This window comes from Pseudomonas sp. HP_12 (assembly GCF_055283955.1).
Genome location: NZ_JBTOQG010000012.1, coordinates 312,452 through 330,379, shown reverse-complemented (window position 1 = coordinate 330,379; position 17,928 = coordinate 312,452). Strand labels below are relative to the sequence as shown.

The 17,928-nt window shown below is 60.2% G+C and carries 20 protein-coding genes; 9 read left to right on the top strand and 11 right to left on the bottom strand.

What is annotated here, in order from left to right; genetic code table 11:
• Positions 1-43: 43 nt before the first annotated feature.
• Positions 44-991 (top strand): GlxA family transcriptional regulator, encoded by a 948-nt coding sequence (locus ACYASU_RS11505; protein WP_463582862.1) that lies wholly within the window; start codon positions 44-46, stop codon positions 989-991.
• A 93-nt stretch (positions 992-1,084) separates the two neighbouring features.
• On the top strand, positions 1,085-1,636 hold the full coding sequence (locus tag ACYASU_RS11500; protein ID WP_192172843.1) for a glutathione peroxidase: 552 nt from the start codon (positions 1,085-1,087) through the stop codon (positions 1,634-1,636).
• Positions 1,637-1,746: 110 nt separating this feature from the next.
• On the opposite strand, the gene ACYASU_RS11495 is transcribed toward ACYASU_RS11500, so the two are convergent.
• From ACYASU_RS11495 to ACYASU_RS11485, 3 genes are all read right to left on the bottom strand, one after another.
• Positions 1,747-3,039, bottom strand: coding sequence for an OmpP1/FadL family transporter (locus tag ACYASU_RS11495; RefSeq protein WP_192172842.1), 1,293 nt, complete (start codon positions 3,037-3,039; stop codon positions 1,747-1,749).
• 138 nt (positions 3,040-3,177) lie between these two features.
• Complete coding sequence (locus ACYASU_RS11490; protein WP_423572869.1) at positions 3,178-3,669, bottom strand: hypothetical protein; 492 nt, start codon at positions 3,667-3,669, stop codon at positions 3,178-3,180.
• 291 nt (positions 3,670-3,960) lie between these two features.
• Positions 3,961-4,185 (bottom strand): hypothetical protein, encoded by a 225-nt coding sequence (locus tag ACYASU_RS11485; RefSeq protein ID WP_122535677.1) that lies wholly within the window; start codon positions 4,183-4,185, stop codon positions 3,961-3,963.
• 1,080 nt (positions 4,186-5,265) lie between these two features.
• Here ACYASU_RS11485 and ACYASU_RS11480 point away from each other — a divergent pair.
• The 3 genes from ACYASU_RS11480 (at position 5,266) to ACYASU_RS11470 (ending at position 8,753) form a co-directional block, all read left to right on the top strand.
• A complete protein-coding gene (locus ACYASU_RS11480) occupies positions 5,266-6,630 on the top strand; it encodes a DNA recombination protein RmuC (RefSeq protein WP_463582922.1) in 1,365 nt (454 codons plus the stop codon).
• A gap of 363 nt (positions 6,631-6,993) precedes the next feature.
• Entirely contained in the window at positions 6,994-8,445 is a 1,452-nt protein-coding gene (locus tag ACYASU_RS11475) for an NCS1 family nucleobase:cation symporter-1 (RefSeq protein ID WP_463582861.1), read from the top strand.
• Positions 8,446-8,627: 182 nt separating this feature from the next.
• Positions 8,628-8,753, top strand: coding sequence for a PA1414 family protein (locus ACYASU_RS11470; protein ID WP_122535674.1), 126 nt, complete (start codon positions 8,628-8,630; stop codon positions 8,751-8,753).
• Between the two features lie 125 nt (positions 8,754-8,878).
• Here the strand turns inward: ACYASU_RS11470 and ACYASU_RS11465 are convergent, their stop codons facing one another.
• Together ACYASU_RS11465 and speB are read right to left on the bottom strand one after the other, a co-directional pair.
• A complete protein-coding gene (locus tag ACYASU_RS11465) occupies positions 8,879-9,169 on the bottom strand; it encodes a hypothetical protein (protein ID WP_463582860.1) in 291 nt (96 codons plus the stop codon).
• A 351-nt stretch (positions 9,170-9,520) separates the two neighbouring features.
• Positions 9,521-10,471 (bottom strand): agmatinase, encoded by a 951-nt coding sequence (gene speB / locus ACYASU_RS11460; protein WP_463582859.1) that lies wholly within the window; start codon positions 10,469-10,471, stop codon positions 9,521-9,523.
• Between the two features lie 166 nt (positions 10,472-10,637).
• Between speB and ACYASU_RS11455 the strand changes: the two genes are divergently transcribed.
• Entirely contained in the window at positions 10,638-11,531 is an 894-nt protein-coding gene (locus tag ACYASU_RS11455; protein ID WP_282367551.1) for a LysR family transcriptional regulator, read from the top strand.
• A gap of 10 nt (positions 11,532-11,541) precedes the next feature.
• The gene (locus ACYASU_RS11450) at positions 11,542-12,132 is read left to right on the top strand and encodes a tRNA-uridine aminocarboxypropyltransferase (RefSeq protein WP_463582858.1); all 591 of its coding nucleotides are present in this window, start codon (positions 11,542-11,544) and stop codon (positions 12,130-12,132) included.
• Between the two features lie 12 nt (positions 12,133-12,144).
• On the opposite strand, the gene ACYASU_RS11445 is transcribed toward ACYASU_RS11450, so the two are convergent.
• The 3 genes from ACYASU_RS11445 to ACYASU_RS11435 all read right to left on the bottom strand — a co-directional run bounded on the left by ACYASU_RS11445 (position 12,145) and on the right by ACYASU_RS11435 (position 14,523).
• Positions 12,145-12,366: a DUF6316 family protein gene (locus tag ACYASU_RS11445; RefSeq protein WP_192172835.1), complete on the bottom strand. Its 222-nt coding sequence runs from the start codon at positions 12,364-12,366 to the stop codon at positions 12,145-12,147.
• A 155-nt stretch (positions 12,367-12,521) separates the two neighbouring features.
• A complete protein-coding gene (locus tag ACYASU_RS11440; RefSeq protein WP_463582857.1) occupies positions 12,522-13,136 on the bottom strand; it encodes an NAD(P)H-dependent oxidoreductase in 615 nt (204 codons plus the stop codon).
• Positions 13,129-14,523: a class II fumarate hydratase gene (locus ACYASU_RS11435; RefSeq protein WP_463582856.1), complete on the bottom strand. Its 1,395-nt coding sequence runs from the start codon at positions 14,521-14,523 to the stop codon at positions 13,129-13,131. The genes ACYASU_RS11440 and ACYASU_RS11435 overlap by 8 nt, the downstream gene beginning before the upstream one ends.
• Before the next feature lie 261 nt (positions 14,524-14,784).
• Here ACYASU_RS11435 and ACYASU_RS11430 point away from each other — a divergent pair, with 261 nt between their 5' ends.
• Positions 14,785-15,321 carry a DUF2059 domain-containing protein gene (locus tag ACYASU_RS11430; RefSeq protein ID WP_463582855.1) on the top strand — a complete coding sequence of 179 codons (537 nt, stop codon included), beginning with the start codon at positions 14,785-14,787 and terminating at the stop codon, positions 15,319-15,321.
• A gap of 12 nt (positions 15,322-15,333) precedes the next feature.
• Entirely contained in the window at positions 15,334-15,630 is a 297-nt protein-coding gene (locus tag ACYASU_RS11425) for a BolA family protein (protein ID WP_463582854.1), read from the top strand.
• A 51-nt stretch (positions 15,631-15,681) separates the two neighbouring features.
• On the opposite strand, the gene ACYASU_RS11420 is transcribed toward ACYASU_RS11425, so the two are convergent.
• The 3 genes from ACYASU_RS11420 to ACYASU_RS11410 form a co-directional block, all read right to left on the bottom strand.
• Positions 15,682-16,245, bottom strand: coding sequence for a TetR/AcrR family transcriptional regulator (locus tag ACYASU_RS11420; protein WP_463582853.1), 564 nt, complete (start codon positions 16,243-16,245; stop codon positions 15,682-15,684).
• Between the two features lie 105 nt (positions 16,246-16,350).
• On the bottom strand, positions 16,351-17,052 hold the full coding sequence (locus tag ACYASU_RS11415; protein ID WP_346626517.1) for a glutathione S-transferase family protein: 702 nt from the start codon (positions 17,050-17,052) through the stop codon (positions 16,351-16,353).
• Positions 17,053-17,185: 133 nt separating this feature from the next.
• Positions 17,186-17,812, bottom strand: coding sequence for an FMN-dependent NADH-azoreductase (locus tag ACYASU_RS11410; RefSeq protein WP_463582852.1), 627 nt, complete (start codon positions 17,810-17,812; stop codon positions 17,186-17,188).
• Positions 17,813-17,928 lie beyond the last annotated feature (116 nt).

Below are 17,928 nucleotides of genomic sequence, written 5' to 3'. Positions count from 1 at the left end.
CTCCCACAGGATCTGCGGTCGGCTGATCATTCTGAGAGGTGTCATGCATAGCGTTGCGCTGGTGGTGTACCCGCAATTCCAGTCCCTTAGCCTGTCGGTCGGGTCCGTGCTGACCTGCGCGAACCTGATGCAGGGCGAGGCGGCGTACTCCTTTCATCTGGTGTCGGAAAGCGGCGGGGCGGTGATGTCGTCCGAAGGCTTTTCGGTCAATACCACGCAATTGCAGGCCGAAGGTTACGACACCATCATCGTCAGCGGTTATATGGACCTGCAATTGCCGACTCCCAGCCTGCTTGAGTTCGTGCGCACTGCGTCGGCTCAATCGCGGCGGGTGGCATCGCTGTGCACGGGCGGGTTTGTGCTGGCAGAGGCCGGTCTGCTCGACGGCAAGCGCGCCACCATGCACTGGATTCACGCCCCCGAGTTTCGCAAGCGCTACCCCAACGTTCGCGTCGAGGACGACAAACTGTTTACCGTGGACGGCCAGATCTGGACCGGTGCGGGCATGAGCGCCGGCCTTGATCTCGCACTGGCGATGGTCGAGAACGACCTTGGCGCCGACATCGCCCGGCAGGTCGCTCGCAAGCTGGTGATCTATCAACGTCGCGGCAGCGAGCATTCCCAGTTGTCGACGCTGCTGGAACTGGACCCCAAGTCCGACCGCGTGCAGCTGGCGCTGGCCTACGCCCGCGAGAACCTCAAAAGTGATCTCTCCATTGATGCACTTGCCGCCATCGCCCGCTTGAGTCCTCGTCAGTTCAGTCGGGTGTTCCGCGAGGAGACCGGCCAGACCCCGGCGAAAGCCATCGAATGCCTGCGGGTGGAAGTGGCACGGGCGATGATGGAAACCAGTCGGCACCCCATTGAAGTGGTCGCCCGGGAGACCGGTTTCGGCGATCGGGAAAGGATGCGCCAGGCGTTTCTGCGCAACTTCGGCGAACCGCCCCAGGCGATCCAGCGGGCGTTCACGGCCACCGACAAAGCCAGCTGATAGCCCGTTTGGTTGGCGCTAGGCATTCATCGCGCGGCGGAGTAGCGTAGCGGCAGCCCCACCTTTCCTGCCCGCTCATGAATGGACGTCGCCATGGCCCTACGCTGGATTCACGCGCCGCTGTTGTTGCTTGCCCTCAGTGGCGCCGCGGCGGCCGCCGATTGCCCGCCACTGCTGCAGGGCGACCTGCCCAAGCTGCGGGCGAAACAGGATATCGACCTGTGCAAACAGTTCGCCGGAAAGCCCATGCTGGTGGTCAACACCGCGAGCTTCTGTGGCTTCGCGCCGCAGTTCAAAGGGCTGGAAGCGCTCAATCAGCGCTTCAAGGGTGAGGGGCTTGAAGTCCTTGGGGTGCCCTCGGACGACTTTCTGCAGGAATCCAAAGACGCTGCCGAGACCGCCAAGGTCTGCTACGTGAACTACGGCGTCACGTTCACCATGACCGAACCCCAGCCGGTGCGTGGCGCCGATGCCATCAACCTGTTCAAGGTCCTCGCCGAGCAAAGCAATCCGCCGCGCTGGAACTTCTATAAATACGTGGTCGACCGCAAAGGCAACGTGGTTGCCAGCTTTTCCAGCAACACCGCGCCGGACGATCCCGAATTGATTTCAGCCATCGAGAAGGCTATCGCTTCGAAGCCGTGAAGGCGCGCTGAGGCAGAGCAGACCGGCCACAACGAAAAACCCCGCAGCCATCACTGGTTGCGGGGTTTTTTGTCTGGCGGACAGGTGATCTGCCTGTCCCGCCCACTGCATCAGAAGCGGTAGGTCATGCCGACGCCGAAACCGTTGGCGCTGTTGTCGTACTTGGCGTTGTAGCTTTGACCCAGAGCGTTCGAGTCGGCGACCTTGACCTTCTCTTCCTGCAAGTAGGAGTAGGCCACATCGATGGTGATGTCGTCGGTCGGGCTGTAACCGGCGCCCAGACTGAAGATCGTGCGATCGCCTGTTGGGATGCGCGGCGAGCGGTTCTCGTTGTTGGTCGGCGACTGGTCGAACGACAGACCGGTACGCAACACCCACTGCTTGTTCAACTGATACGACGTACCCACGGCGTAGGCCCAGGTGTCGTGCCAGTTCTGCTCTTCGGTGATGGTACCGACCAGGCTTGGCGCAGCAACGCCACCCGCGCGAGTGACGCCCGAATTCTTCACGGTGATGTCTTCCAGACGGCTCCAGCGTGTCCAGGTGGCCCCGGCGTAGAGCTTCCAGGCATCGTTCATCTTCTGCGTGACCGAGAAGTCCACGGTTTCAGGCGTGTCGATGTTCAGCTTGGCGTCGTATCGACCCGCGCCCAGTACTTGGGCAGGCACGCCTGCGCCCGGAGTCACTTCAGTGTGGCCTTCGAGGTTGTAGGTCACTTTGGAGTGGTAAGTCAGGCCGACGCTGGTGGTATCGGTGGCTTGCACCAGGATACCGGCGTTGAAACCGTAACCGACGTCATCACCCTTGACCTGCACGCGGCCGTCGCCGGTGCGGGCACCCAGCAGCGGGCTGACATTGAGTGCCGATTCCAGCGCACCGGAAATACGGTTGATGGTCGGACCGAAGCCGATCGACACCTTATCGTTGAATGCGTAGCTGACGGTCGGCTGGAAGGTTACGACCTTGACGATGCTCTTGCTGCCGAAGTTGCGGCCCTGGAAGTTGTCTTCATAGTCGGTGACCAGGCCGAATGGCGCGTAGACACCGAAGCCGAACGCCCAGTGCTCGTCGACCGGGTTCACGTAGAAGCCCATCGGCACGGCGATGAAAGGAACCATGTCGCCTTTGTTGGAACCGGTGCTGCGGCCGCTGGTGTCGGTGATGTCGGTCGAGGCATCGATTGCGGCGACCCCCACGGTCGCCTGCGCGCGCTTGAGGCGCGACATGCCGGCCGGGTTGCCGTACACGATGCTGGCGTCATCGACGGACGAGGTACGGCCCGCAAAACCGGTCCCCATGCCGCTGATGCTTTGTTCGTTCAGGGCAAAGCCGGAGGCGAAAATCTGAGTAGAGGCAAGAGTGATGGCGAGACTGAGGCTGGATTTGATCATTGTTTTTTTCATTGTTAGAACTCCTGTTGATCACCGCGCGGAAATTACCAATATTTCTGCCAGCGCGCTATAGCCTGGATCAGCCGATTTAGAGCGGTTCTTGTAGGACAATCCTGAAAGTTCGCGGCTTTTTCATTCAATACCAATCGGTCACGAAATGGCCGTCGAGGGCTGAAACAAGGGGCTGACCCATGTTTGCCAGGCCGAGGTGAAATCCTGCAGTTGGCCGCCGGGCTGAAATATCTCGCGCCACATTTGCGCCATGGCCAACGAATCATCTGCATCCGGAAGCGAAATATGGCTCGCCTCGACCATCAACCACGCGATGGCAGTCGAATAACGCAGGTTGACCGTCAGTTCCAGATCGGGGCCAGTGAGGAACGCGTGCTGGCTCGCCAGGCCCCGGACGAGGCTGGCAAGGTCCGGATCGCGGGCGAGGTATTCGTCCCAGAGCTGGCGGTGCTGAGTGTCCGCAATGCTGTAAAGCCCATGGCCGCGCGGGTTATCCAGCTCGGCGCCTAACGCGGACTGGCTGGCGGCGACCCCCAGCAGCAAGGATTCGGCGGCCCGATTCGCTCGGCCGAGATAGAGAAGCGTCGGGCGGATGACGTAGCGACACAGTTCACTGGCGGCGATTCCCATAACACCCTCGGGGAGTTGATGAGTCGGCGGGCCCTGGCGCTTGGCAGCAGTGATGGAGTGGGCCCACCGGCAGCGACCTGCGCCGCTGACTTGAAGTGTAGTGTGATATTTACGGTGTAAAGGCCTGTTTTATGGTGAGTTCCCGGTCGGCATGTACGGCGTGACTGGTATTCATTACTGCATCTGTCGCTTTTTCTGTAAGTAAAACAGATACAAAAAAGCCCCACCGTTATCGGGTGAGGCCTTGTCGATGCAGCGATATTTACCGACGGACGGTATCAGGCAACGGTATTAAGCAACCAGGGCCTGGCGCGTACGGTCGATGACAGCCTGCAGCGGAGCATCGGTGGAGTATTGATCCGGGTACAAACGCTCGCTATGGCGGGCGATGCCGTGCTCGTTGACGATGGTGAAGCTGAAGCAGCCTTTGCGCGTTGCCATGATCAGGCAGTTCATCGGGGCAAAAGCGTTGGTCAGTGTACGAATAGCGTTTTGAGTCTGGATATGAGTAGTCATGTTATGGCTGTTTCCTGAATCGACACGCAATAAGAGGCGTGCAAAATAAAAACGTTCCAGTAAACGCGGACCGATGCTCGAATGCGAGTCAGTGGCAGGGCGCAGAACCTGTCTGGAACAAAAAGCAGCCAGTTGAGCGCATTTAAAATGTGGCGCGGGGCTGACCGGTAGGTACTTAGGAGGGCAGGCAACACAACGCGAGCTAAGGTTCGATGCTCGAGGTGAAGATCCTGATCAATTTGCAGGCTGGTTGATGAGAGCATGAATAATCTGCACACCCCTCCGTTTCTTCGGCAGGTCGTGTGAGTTCATGTCTGGAAACCATCGAGGTGATCGATCCCTGTTTTCAATCCGTTCGCTCAGTTGGCGGACCTGGATTGGGGGATTTGTTCGATCAGAATTGACTTTCAGCTTGGTACTAACGGCGGCGATGCTAATGGAGTTCCAGGAACAACGCAAGCGCTGACTTGCAATAGGTTAGCTAAGCGGCATAACGCGGGGCGAAAAAGACTACAGCATATGGAGCGAGAAGGGTGGCCCCATGCCTTATTTCCGCGAATTTTGAGCGAATGCCATGACTATGGAAACCGGCTTATGTACAGACGAAATTCACTTGTGCACATTGCGAAAGGTATCTGTCATGTCACTGTCACGTCGTCCGCTAACCGCTTGATTTAATGCAACGAATTATTAAGTCAATGAAAACCATCGTTTTTTTACGCTGGTGAAAAAATCGTCAGTTTGAACGCAGGCCCCATTCTACGTGCGTTTGCGAGAGCTTAAGGGGTGTTGTCCACTGAGTTATCCACAGGTTCTGTGGATTGTCCCAAGCGCTGGCTCTACCACGCTGCTTCTGAAGCATTCGCTCGTATTTTTGTCTTGGTCTGGCACTGGTTTATCCGGATGGGACGTCGAGCTCGCTTCTGCGCATAATGCTGCCTGCCTGAATGTCGGAGTCTGGATTTTATGGTGTTTGAGTTAACCAGCCTGTTGCTGGGATTGGCGGTGGCGGCGGTGCCTTTGCTGGGGCTGGCGTGGCAGTTGCAGCGGCGCCTGGCGCAACGGGAGGCGGACGCCGCGTTGCTCGACGAGCGTTTGAGTAACGCTCAGATGGCGCAGGATGGGCTCAATGCTCAGCTGGATGCCAGCCGCGACGAGATCAGCGATCTCGCCCAGGCTAATGCGGTGAAGCAGGCGGACCTCGCAGCACTGCGCCGGGAAGTGGAGCTGCTGCGCCAGCAGCATGAGGGCGCGCGCGAGGCCCAGGAAGACTGGGGCCGCGAACGGACCGCCAGAGAGGCCGAGCTGCGCCGACTGGACGCCCAGTGCGCATCCCTTGGCGCCGAGCTGCGCGAACAACAGGACAGTCACCAGCAACGCCTCACCGATCTGCAGGGCTCCCGCGACGAGCTGCGTGCGCAGTTCGCAGAGCTGGCCGGCAAGATTTTCGATGAGCGCGAACAGCGCTTCGCCGAGACCAGCCAGCAGCAGTTGGGGCAGTTGCTCAATCCGCTCAAGGAACGCATCCAGTCGTTTGAAAAGCGCGTCGAAGACAGTTACCAGAACGAAGCCCGCGAACGTTTCTCTCTGAGCAAGGAGCTGGAGCGCTTGCAGCAGCTCAACCTGCGCCTGAGCGATGAGGCAAACAACCTGACCCGTGCGCTGAAGGGCCAGAAGACCCAGGGCAACTGGGGCGAACTGATTCTGGAGCGGGTGCTCGAGCATGCCGGTCTTGAAAAGGGCCGCGAATACCAGACTCAGGTCAGCCTGAAGGGCCCCGACGGCGAGCGCTTCCAGCCTGACGTGTTGATCATGCTGCCCGGCGACAAGCAGGTCGTTGTCGACGCGAAGGTCAGTCTGACGGCCTATCAGCAGTACGTGTCGGCCGACGATGAGGTGATTTCCCAGGCGGCGCTGAAGCAGCACGTGCTGTCCCTGCGCAATCACGTCAAAGGCCTGTCCGGCAAAGACTACAAACGCCTTGAAGGGCTGCACAGTCTCGATTTCGTTTTGCTGTTCGTGCCGATCGAAGCGGCGTTCTCTGCGGCGTTGCAGGCCGAGCCCAACATGTTCCAGGAGGCCTTTGATCGCAACATCGTGATCGTCAGCCCGACCACGCTGCTGGCGACGCTGCGGGTCATCGACAGTCTGTGGAAGCAGGAGCGGCAGAGCCAGAATGCCCGGGAGATCGCCGAGCGGGCAGGGTGGCTCTATGACAAGTTCGTGCTGTTCATCCAGGACCTGGACGAGGTCGGCAACCGTCTTCAGCAGCTGGACAAGGCTTACGGCGCCGCGCGCAACAAGCTCGTCGAGGGGCGCGGCAATCTGGTTAGCCGCAGCGAACAGCTCAAGCTGCTCGGTGCGCGGGCCAGCAAGAGTCTGCCGGCGGATCTGCTGGAGCGGGCGATGACTGACCCGGATGGACTGGCGCATTTGCCCGAGTGAATCGGGACTGTTTCTTACGAGGATGCGATAGCACGCGGGCTTATAAGTTGGAACAAAGCTCGCGGTGATCGTATACACATTTTTCCTCTCCCTTTTGCCCGTCTCCTGCCCCATGAAAACGCACCGACATTGGTCACGGTGCACTGCGGGCAGGCGCGGCATCTGCAATCCCCCGTTTTGAAATCTAAAATTTCGGTGTCTTCGGTTGCTGGAAACCCGCTGTTTTGGCGCCTTGCCAGCGGTTTTGGTCCGCAATGGCACGCATTCTGCCTCTCGCTTCGTATACAACCCACACTCGCTCCCGTACGCAGTGTGTGCACATGTGACGTCGGGAGCCGGTTCGTCCTTTAAGGGAGAAATGCGATGACCGAGCCATTGCCCAAGGGCTACAGCCCCCGCCTGTACAACGAGGACCTGGGTCCCGTGCCGCAGAAGTGGACCTGGTACAACATTTTTGCGTTCTGGATGAGTGATGTGCACAGCGTGGGCGGCTACGTCTTCGCCGCCAGCCTGTTCGCCCTCGGGCTGGCGAGCTGGCAGGTGCTGATCGCGCTGCTGGTGGGCATCTGCATCATTCAGGTGATCGCCAACCTGTTGGCCAGGCCCAGTCAGCAGGCGGCGGTGCCGTACCCGGTGATCTGCCGTCTCGCTTTCGGCGTGTTCGGTGCGAATATTCCTGCAGTGATTCGCGGCCTTATCGCGGTGGCGTGGTACGGAGTGCAGACGTACCTGGCTTCAAGCGCGCTGATCATCGTAGTGCTGCGCTTTTTCCCACACATGTCGGTCTACGCAGAACCGCACTTTGCCGGCTTGTCCTACCTCGGGTGGATGGGCTTTCTGGCGCTTTGGGTGGTACAGGCTGCGGTGTTCTGGACCGGCATGGATTCGATCCGCCGGTTCATCGATTGGGCCGGCCCCGTGGTCTACGCCGTGATGTTCATTCTGGCGGGCTGGATTGTCTGGAAAGCGGGCTGGGCCAACATCAGCTTCACCCTCTCCGAGAAATCCCTGACCGGCTGGGAAGCGTTCTCCCAAGTGATCATGGCCACGGCCCTGGTGGTGTCCTACTTCTCGGGTCCTACGCTCAATTTTGGCGATTTCAGTCGCTACTGCCGGAGCATGTCTGAAGTGCGTCGCGGCAACTTCTGGGGCCTGCCGATCAACTTTCTGGCGTTCTCGCTGGTCACCGTCGTCATTGTTTCGGGAACGCTGCCGGTGTTCGGCGAGATGCTCCATGACCCGATCGCCACCGTGGCCCGCATCGACAACGACGTTGCAGTACTGCTCGGCGCGTTTGCCTTCGTGACCGCCACAATCGGCATCAACATCGTCGCCAACTTCGTGTCACCGGCCTTCGACTTCGCCAACGTCGCCCCCAGCAAGATCAGCTGGCGTGCAGGCGGGATGATCGCGGCAGTGGCGTCGGTCTTCATTACGCCCTGGAACCTGTTTAACAACCCCGCCGTCATCCATTACACGTTGGACGTGCTGGCGGCGTTCATCGGGCCACTGTTCGGCATCTTGCTGGTGGACTATTACGTGATCAAGAAGCAGCAGATCGACGTCGATGCGTTGTTCAACGATGGCCCGACCGGGCGCTACTGGTACACAGGCGGGGTGAACTACACGGCGGTCAAGGCGTTGATCCTGGCGACGGGGGCGGGCATTGCGATCACCTTCGTCCCGGCGTTGCAGCCGATGGCCAACTTCGCATGGTTTACAGGATATTTCCTTGGCGGCGGGCTGTTCTATCTGTTCGCCAGACGCCGCCAGGCCCATGAATGTGCGGCGTTCACGGCTGTGGGCGCCGGTTGACCGCCCTGCCGTTTGTCGCGTGAAGTCTTCGAATGTGCGATTTGCAGTGTCATAACGTCATGTAAGGCAAAAAATTCCTGCCGCGACACTCGGTAGCAGGCGTAAAGTGCGCCTTAGCACTATGATCTGCTCTAAGCAGTTCGGACATTGGCTGCCGAGTATTTCCCTGAAGGGGGCGTTATATGAACAGCAAATTGCAAGAATGGCTTCACGATGTAGGCGTCGCGCTCGGGTTGATCGAAAAGCCAAAGCTGCAACCCATTCCCGTGCGCAGCAATGATGATGAGCGTCGTCGTCCACGGCGCTAAGCGCTCTTCGCCAGGCGCGCTGAAAAGCGGCGCTATCGCCCGATAGCCCGCTCTGTTTCCTCCGACCGTTCGGTCAAACACCCAGCTCGCCTCACTATCTTTTCTAAATCGATCCCATCTGCGGCTCAGTGATGAGTTCTGCGTTTCATCTCGACGAGAATCAGGTCGGCCAGGCCCTGCACGGTCAGTTGGCCATTGGGTGAATGTGCTGACATCCCTGCAATATCGGCTTTGATCTGGTTGGGCAGGACGATGCCAAAGTCGCTTTGCAGAATCGAGAAGAACTCTCTGAAGTCTTCTTCATCCAGCTCAAGCGCACTTAGCATCACGTCGTCTTCTTCCTGAATGAGGGTCTTGTCGACCAGGATCTTTCCGATCGTGTCGATCACATGCTGTCTGACTTCGCTCCGCTTCATGGCAGGCCTCTGCTTTGATTTAAGTGGTAATCACCCCAGCATCAAAATACAGAGGGTTGTGGCAGGAATCCCCAAAAGCAACCACCCTGAAAAACCCGCGCTGCGTTGCACAACGCCGACGGTGTCGCATTAAGGCTAGCCCAAGTTCGCGGAAGGGGAATGACAGGTGTGGGGAGATTTTTGTATTGGCGCGCAATGGAGGAGCGGCGCGCCCGATGCAGGGCACTCATTGAGGGACCGGCTTTAGCCGGGAAAGCCTCAGTCGTCACGCCGCGAAAATTGAGGGCACTCGGACGGGCCTTTCCCGGATGAAGCCGGTCCCACTAAACAGCGAAGCATCCACGCCCGCTGTCAGCGGTGCGCCACACCCGGCAGCACGCAGAGCATTTCATACAGCAGGTTCGCGCCCAGTAGCGAGGTGTTGCCGGTGGTGTCATAGGGCGGCGAGACTTCAACAAGGTCACAGCCAATCAGGTCCAGCCCCTGGCACCCACGAATGATCTCGATTGCCTGAATTGTGGTCAGCCCGCCGATTTCCGGTGTGCCAGTGCCCGGTGCCCAGGCAGGGTCGATGCCGTCGATGTCGAAACTGAGGTACACCGGACCGCCGCCCACCTTCTCGCGTACTTCGGCCATCAGCGGCGCCAGCGACTTGTGCCAGCATTCCTCGGCCTGGACCACCCGGAACCCCTGCTTGCGACTCCAGTTGAAGTCTTCAGCGGTATAACCCTGGGCGCGCAAACCGATCTGAACCACGCGATCGCAGTCCAGCAGACCTTCCTCCACCGCCCGGCGGAACGTCGTGCCGTGGGCGATCTTCTCGCCAAACATGTGATCGTTGACGTCCGCATGGGCGTCGATGTGCACCAGCCCGACCTTGCCGTGCTTCTTCTTCATGGCGCGCAGGATCGGCAACGTGATGGTGTGATCGCCGCCGAGGGTCAGCGGGATGATGTCGTGCTGGAGAAAACCGTCGTAGGCCTCTTCGATGATGCGCACCGCATCCAGCAGGTTGAAGGTGTTGATCGCCACATCACCGATGTCCGCCACGGAAAGCGAATCAAAAGGGGCGGCGCCGGTGGCCATGTTGTAGGGGCGAATCATGACCGATTCAGCGCGGATTTCCCGCGGGCCGAAACGGGTGCCGGCGCGCAGTGACGTGCCAATGTCCAGCGGCACGCCAACAAAGGCCGCGTCCAGCCCGGCCGCGGTTTGCAGGTGCGGCAAGCGCATCATGGTGGCGATGCCGGCGAAGCGCGGCATTTCGTTGCCGCCCAGTGGTTGATGGAAAATCTTGTCCACGGGAATGCCTCATCGGTGGTAATCAAAAGGGGCGGAAGCGGGCTTCCAGCATGGCCCCGATTCTGGTTACCGCGCCAGCCGCGAACAATCGGCCAGGCGAAATACTTAGTTCAGATTTTCCTGAAGTATCGGGTAAGCTGCGCGCAAAACCCACCCTGGAACGACCATGGCCAGCGCGCTCCCCGACCTCAAATTGCTGCGCATCTTTGCCTGCGTGGTGCGCCATCAGGGCTTTGCCAGTGCTCAGCAGGAACTCAATCTGTCGACGTCGGCGATCAGCACCTACATGAGCCAGCTCGAAGCGGCGTTGGGTATCGTGCTCTGTCATCGCGGGCGCGGCGGGTTCAGCCTGACCAGCAAGGGCGAGCTGTTTCATCAGGAAACCCTGCGCCTGCTCGGCGAGCTGGAAGGCTTCGAACTCTACGCGGCTGCGCTCAAGGGCGAGCTGCGCGGCACGCTTAACCTGGGGGTGCTGGACTCGACGGTCAGTGACCGCGCTTTGCCCTTTGCGGAAGTCATCGGCGCCTACAGTGCGGAGCATCCAGCCGTGCATTTGCACCTGGCCGTGATGAGCCCCTATGAATTGCAGCTGGGCGTGCTGGACAACCGACTGGACCTGGCGATCGGCTCGTTCTCCACCCGCATGAACGGCCTGCTCTATCAGCCGCTGTACCGCGAGCAGCATTGGCTGTATTGCAGCAATCGCCACGCGCTGTATGCCGAACGGCGCATCCCGGAACCGGTCATCACCCAACAACGCATGGTCGGGCGCGGCTACTGGAGCCAGGCCGAGCTCGCCCGCCACGGCTTCAAGCACAGCGCCGCGACCGTCGAGAGTATGGAAGCGCAGCTGATTCTGGTTTTGTCCGGCGCCTACATCGGTTACTTGCCCGAGCACTACGCCCAGTCGTGGGTGGATTCGGGGCACTTGCGCGTCTTGCTGCCGGCGACCTTTGGCTATCAGGCACCGTTTTCGATGATCCTGCGTCGCGGACGCAGCCGGGAGCCTTTGATCCAGACCTTTCGCGATCTGCTGAAAGCGCAGCTCAATCCACTGTAGGAAACCGACAATGTCCCGTGCCCGCTGCGAACGCTGCCTGCGTCCGACCGATCACTGCCTGTGTGCGCTGATTCCTGCGTTGGGCAGCCGCACGCGCGTGCTGATCCTGCAGCACCCCAGCGAAGTCAATCACGCGCTCAACACGGCGCGCCTGGCAGCACTAGGCCTGACGAATGCGGAATTGCAGGTGGGGGAGGTGTTCGAGGATCTGCCGCAATGGCTGAGCCAGCCCGGTTACCAAGCGTGTTTGCTGTTTCCGGGGGAGGAGGCTGTTTCGCTGAAGGCTAACCGTGTCGACGATGCACCCGTGCTGCTCGTCGTACCCGATGGCACCTGGCGCAAGGCGCGCAAGCTGCTGCACCTTAATCCGCTGCTGGCGGCGCTGCCCAGAGTGGTGTTGACCGACGCGCCAGCGTCGCGCTACCGATTGCGCAAAGCACCGGGCCCCGAGGCGTTGTCGACACTCGAGGCCATCGTCCATGCGCTGCACACGCTGGAGCCGGAAACGTCATTCGATGGCTTGTTGCGTCCCTTCGATGCACTGATCGACGGACAGATCGCAGCAATGGGCGAGGAAACTTTTCGCCGCAATCATTCGTAAAGGCGGGATGAGTCAGCCGTTGAGCGAGGAGGGCATGCCTGGCTGATACGCGCTGGCGGCCTGCATGCGCCTGACATAGACCTCGGTTTCCCGAGCAGCGTCTTCCTTGCTCATGAATGGACCCTCGAGGGTGTTTTCCCGGGTGCTGAAGAAATACAGACCATTGACGCGGGATACGCGGTCGCTGCGAAAACGTACGGTGGGAGCTGGATCTTGTTCACGCTTGCTTAACATGGCCTTCTCCGGGCATTAGGTCGGTACGCGAGTGATCTGGGTGGGCGACAAGTGTCGCCACAGGGTAAGTCAGAGCATTTGAATAGTAGCGTTCTTAACGGTTCCATCAACGTGCGAGCCCGCAGCAACCTGCCTGGCGGTGCGGGCCTCGGGTTTCAGCGTTTGCCCAGCGCCTCGGCGTCGCGAATCCACTGTTGACGCTGCTCTTCGGTAGAGGTGCGTACCGGCGAGAACTCCGTCAGCCGTATGGTCTTGATCCCACCGAACTCAAGGATCGTCCTGACCATCTGCCGGTGGGCAGGGGCCTTGAAGACCCAGCGAAAATAACGCGACGGCGTGTCCATTGTCACCAGCAATTCTGCTGTTCGGCCCTTCAGCAGCTCATTGGAGGGGTGATGCCTGCCATGGGCCTTGAAGGCAAAACCGGGCATGAACACCCGGTCGAAGAATCCACCGAGCAGGCTCGGCAAACCGCCCCACCAGACCGGATAAACGAACACCAGATGCTGGGCCCAGTGCACCTCGCGCTGGGCTTCAAGCAGATCGTGTTCCAGTGTCTGGGCGGATTCGTAGCCACCGCGCAGCACCGGGTCGAAATCCATCTCGTCAAGTTTGAGCACCCGCACCACATGACCTTTGCTCCGCGCGCCCTGGGCATAAGCCTCGCCCAGCGCGTGGCCGAGGCTGATGCTTTTCGGCGTGCCGATGATCATCAGAATGCGTTTGCCGTAGCCTTCCAGTGGCGTGGCGCCGCTGATGGGTTCAGCCATTGCTGCCGGCCTCGAGCATCTTTTCCGGGCGCACCCATGCGTCGAACTCGGCGTCGGTGAGGAAACCCAGTTGCAGCGCCGCTTCACGCAGGGTCAGGCCTTCGCTGTAGGCTTTCTTGGCGATCTGCGCCGATTTGTCGTAGCCGATGTGAGGGTTCAGCGCGGTCACCAGCATCAGGCCGCGTTCCAGATGCTCGGCCATCTTGGCGGCATCCGGTTCCATGCCTGCGATGCAGTGCTCGTTGAAGTTGCGGCAGCCATCGCCCAACAAACGGATCGATTGCAGCAGGTTGTGGATGATCACCGGCTTGAACACGTTCAGCTGCAAGTGGCCCTGACTGGCGGCGAAGGTGATCGTGGTGTCGTTGCCCATGACCTGACACGCCAGCATCGACAGCGCCTCGCACTGGGTCGGGTTGACCTTGCCCGGCATGATCGAGCTGCCTGGCTCGTTGGCTGGCAGCTTTACTTCAGCCAGGCCCGCGCGGGGGCCGGAACCCAGCAGGCGCAGGTCGTTGGCGATCTTCATCAGGGTCACGGCGAGGGTTTTCAGCGCGCCGGACAGCGCGGTCAGCGGCTCATGCCCGGCCAGCGCGGCAAACTTGTTCGGCGCGGTGACGAAGGGCAGGCCGGACAGCGCAGCCAGTTCGGCGGCCACCGCTTCGGCGAATCCATGGGGCGAGTTCAGGCCAGTGCCGACGGCGGTGCCGCCTTGGGCCAGCTCGCACACGGCCGGCAACGCGGCGCGAATGCTTTTTTCGGCGTAGTCCAACTGAGCGACGTAAGCCGAGAGCTCCTGGCCGAAGGTGATCGGTGTGGCGTCCATCATGTGCGTGCGGCCGGTTTTCACCAGCTTCATGTGCCGCGAAGACTGCTCGGCGAGGCCGGTGGCCAGTTCGGCGATGGCCGGCAGCAGTTGCTCTTTAACTGCTTGCACGGCCGCGATGTGCATGGCGGTGGGGAAGCAGTCGTTGGAGCTTTGCGAGCGGTTGACGTGATCGTTGGGGTGAACCGGCGATTTGCCGCCGCGAACGCCACCCGCCAGTTCGTTGGCACGGCCGGCAATGACTTCGTTGACGTTCATGTTGCTTTGCGTGCCGCTGCCGGTCTGCCAGACCACCAGAGGAAACTGGTCGTCGAGCTGGCCCTGCAGCACTTCGTCGGCGGACTGCTCGATCAGGTTGGCGATGTCGGTGGGCAGGTCGCCGTTGCGGTTGTTGACCCGGGCGGCGGCTTTTTTGATCAGCGCCAGCGCGTGCAATACCGGCAGCGGCATGCGTTCCTGGCCGATGGCGAAATTGATCAGAGAGCGCTGCGTCTGCGCCCCCCAGTAAGCGTCTTCGGGGACTTCGATCGGACCTATGCTGTCGGTTTCGGTACGGCTCACTGGACTCTCTCCTTAAGATCGATTTGCGCAGTTTAGTAACCGGGGAGCCGGTGGGGTTCCCCGTGGCTGCTGTGCGGTCGGAACAGGTGCGGACAGTGTGCGACAAAAGCCCCGGACTGGTCGCCCTAAACCTTCATGCGCGCGAGTGCGTCAGGTCCGCGGGATAACCGCTCGTAGGGTCAGGGGTTGAGGGAAATGCGCAAAGGGGCGCAGAATGGCCGGCCTTGGGGTTCTGCCTCGCCTGCTAGATAAGGAAACTCGATGACCCGTCTTCGTGCCATTTGTGCTGCGGTTGCTCTGGTATGTGCCAGCGGCCAGGTTCTTGCCGATACCGCCAGCCATGAAGCCAGTGCTGTAGCGTTCCTCAAACTGGCTCACGCCGATCAACTGGGTGCGCCGGTTTACATGCAAGTCCAGCAGATGTTCGCTCAGCGCTTCGCTGAAACCAAAGCACCTGCGTCCAAGCAAGTCACCCTCGAAACCTATCAGGGCAAGGCCAATGCCGCGCTGGATCAGGTGATCAGCTGGCCAAAGCTGCAGCCTGACATGGTCAAGCTGTACACCTCCAACTTCACCGAAAGCGAGCTGAAAGATCTGGTTGCCTTCTACCAGTCTCCACTGGGCCAGAAAGTCCAGGCCAAGATGCCGCAGATCAGCCAGCAGTCGTTCCAGCTGACCCAGAGCAAACTGGAAAGCGCGGTGCCTGTGGTCAACAAGCTGCTCGCCGACATGACCAAGGAACTGACCCCGGCTGGCGCCAAGCCTGCTGCACCGGCCGCTCCTGCCAAGAAGCCATAAGCGAAGCCTGACATGAGCATGCAACAGCGAATCGAATCCGCGTTGACGGTCTTTCAGCCCGAGTACCTCCAGGTGCTCAATGAAAGCCACATGCACAGTCGCGGCACGGACACTCACTACAAAGCGGTGGTGGTCAGCGAGCAGTTCGCCGGCCTCAACGCGGTCAAGCGTCATCAGAAGGTCTATGGCCTGCTCGGTGGCCTGATGGGTGAGTTCCACGCGCTGGCGCTGCACACCTACACCCCGGAAGAATGGGCGAAGCTCAGCGCCGCGCCGTCTTCCCCGACCTGTGCGGGTGGGCACGACTGACGCGCGCCGCCCGAAGAAGGTGTTCAGCCTTCTTCGGGAGGCAAGCGACTGTTACGCCGGCAGGGGACCATAGGCACGGTAGGCTTCAATCAGCGTGTCGAAAACCGAAATGTCTGATGTGCTTCTCGCGATCAGTTGCGCACCCGCGACGGCCGAGAAAATGGCGCGCGCGCGGATGTCGCTGTCGGCTTCCTCGCAGTATTTCGCCGAGACGAGCAGTCGGCTCAGCCATTCAACGTTCACCTGAGCGAAAGCCTGCATCTCCTTGACCATTGCGGGGGGAAGATTATCGGCTTCAGCCCCTACAAAACTTCCCAGGCACAGCCGGTTGTCGGCCTCCAGCGAGCGACGAAAAATTTCGGGGAATCGGCGCAATGCCTCCACCGGATCCGGCGTCTGCTCGCTGAGCGTTTCCAATGCGGCCGCACCGTCCTGCCAGTATCGTTTGGCGACAGCAATGCCCAGATCGGCCTTGCTCGGAAAGTGGTAGTAGATACTGGCGGCCTTGATGCCAACCTCATGGGCCAGGTCGCGAAAATTCAGGCCGTTGTAACCCTGTGACTGGGCAATGTTTCGGGCAGCCAGGAGTATGGCCTCGCGGGCGTTGATGCTCATTGTCGTGCCTTTCATGGGTCGGACGAGTTGCAGTGGAGCCGGCCATCTTAAAGCAAAAGCTCCAGCCCTCGTCCTCTCAGATCATGACGTGCCCATCCAGTCGGATCACGCGGAAGGCGAATCCAGTTCCGGTATGCCACTGCTGCGATCGGCGTAGGCGGCCTGGAAAGCCGGACGTTTCTGCCAGCGCTGCCAGTAGCTGTCCAGGTGCTCGAAGCGCTCGTCCAGCGGAGTGGCGTTTACCGGAAATTTGGAAAAGGCAATGGCGGTGGCCAGCGTGATATCGGCAAACGTGGGTTCGGCGCCGCCCAGCAGCCATTCGCGACCGTCGGCCAGATGACGATTCACCAAAGCAGCATGCATCAGTGCCTCTTTGCGGCAGTGCTCACCCCATGCCTCATTCTTTGTCAGCTCCAGCTTGAAGCCCAGCCCGGTGTGCAAGACGTGAAAAGCCGTGACGATCCGATAAAGGATATGCACCCAGATGCGGTTATCCCACATGTTGTCCAGGCCCTGCTCCAGCGCGGTTTCGCCCATGATCTTGCGGCCGGGATAAGACTGGTCGAGAAAACGGGCAATGGCCGGTGTTTCGGAAATAAAGCTGCCATCCGCCAACTGCAGCGTAGGGGTTTCTCCCCATGGATTCATATTCAAGTGACGCCAGCCGCGCTGCTCGCCTCCGGGCGCCATGTCATAGATGGTTTCATCGAACTGATCGGCGATGCCCTTTTCGTGCATGAACAGCCGTAGCCGCTGGGGATTGGGGAACGCCGAAGGAGAGGTGAATAGCTGCAGTCTGGTCGTCATGGCGCTGTCCTGTGATGGAAGATTTTTAACCTAACGGTTGTTAGGTAGGCCAACCTTAGGCTTGAATACCGCCTCGGTCAATAGGCTACCTAACATTCGTTAGGTACGAATGCCCCCCTGATTTGACGGGCGTTCATGTCAGGTCGGCAGCCAGCTTCGAGGCCTGCGCCAGCGCCGCGTTGAAATTCTTCTCCGCCGTCGTCGCATCCGCGAGGGTGGCTTCCGAGATCACTGCATCGATGGCCGGAATACCCACCATCCGGGCCCAGGTTTTCAGGTAAGCGACCTGATGATCGTAGTCCTCTGTGGGGAAGTCCTCCCCAAGCGCTACCCCACGTGTCGCGAACACCACCACTTTCTTGCCTTTGAGCAGACCGCGCATGCCCTGAGCGTCGAAATCGAACAGCACGCCCCGCTGCGACACGGCGTCGATCAGATGTTTGAGGCGGTAAGGAATACCGAAATTCCACATCGGCACGCTGAAAACGATGACGTCGGCGCGATGGAAGCGCTCGCCCAATGTGTGGATCTGCTCCCACACCGCCTGTTGCTCGGCGTTCATCTGCACGCCTTGCAGATCGGCGTACTTGGCCTCCAGCGCGGCACCGTCGAAGGGCAGCAGATCGGTCGTCCAGACGTCCAGGACATCCACCGTGGCGTCGGCGTGCAACGAGGTCAGGGTCTCGAGGTAGCGCGCAGCGAGTCTGAGAGAGGCAGAGCGATCGCCGCGGGGAGAGCTGGCAAGGTGAAGAATATGCATGGGATTTGTTCCTGTGGGGGTGGGCAAGCGATGTCATTTAGTCCGTGACGCTCAGGCCGATGTTCCCGGCAGGTGGACGGGGTGATGAGGCGATTGATCAACCCTCCTGCCTGCCC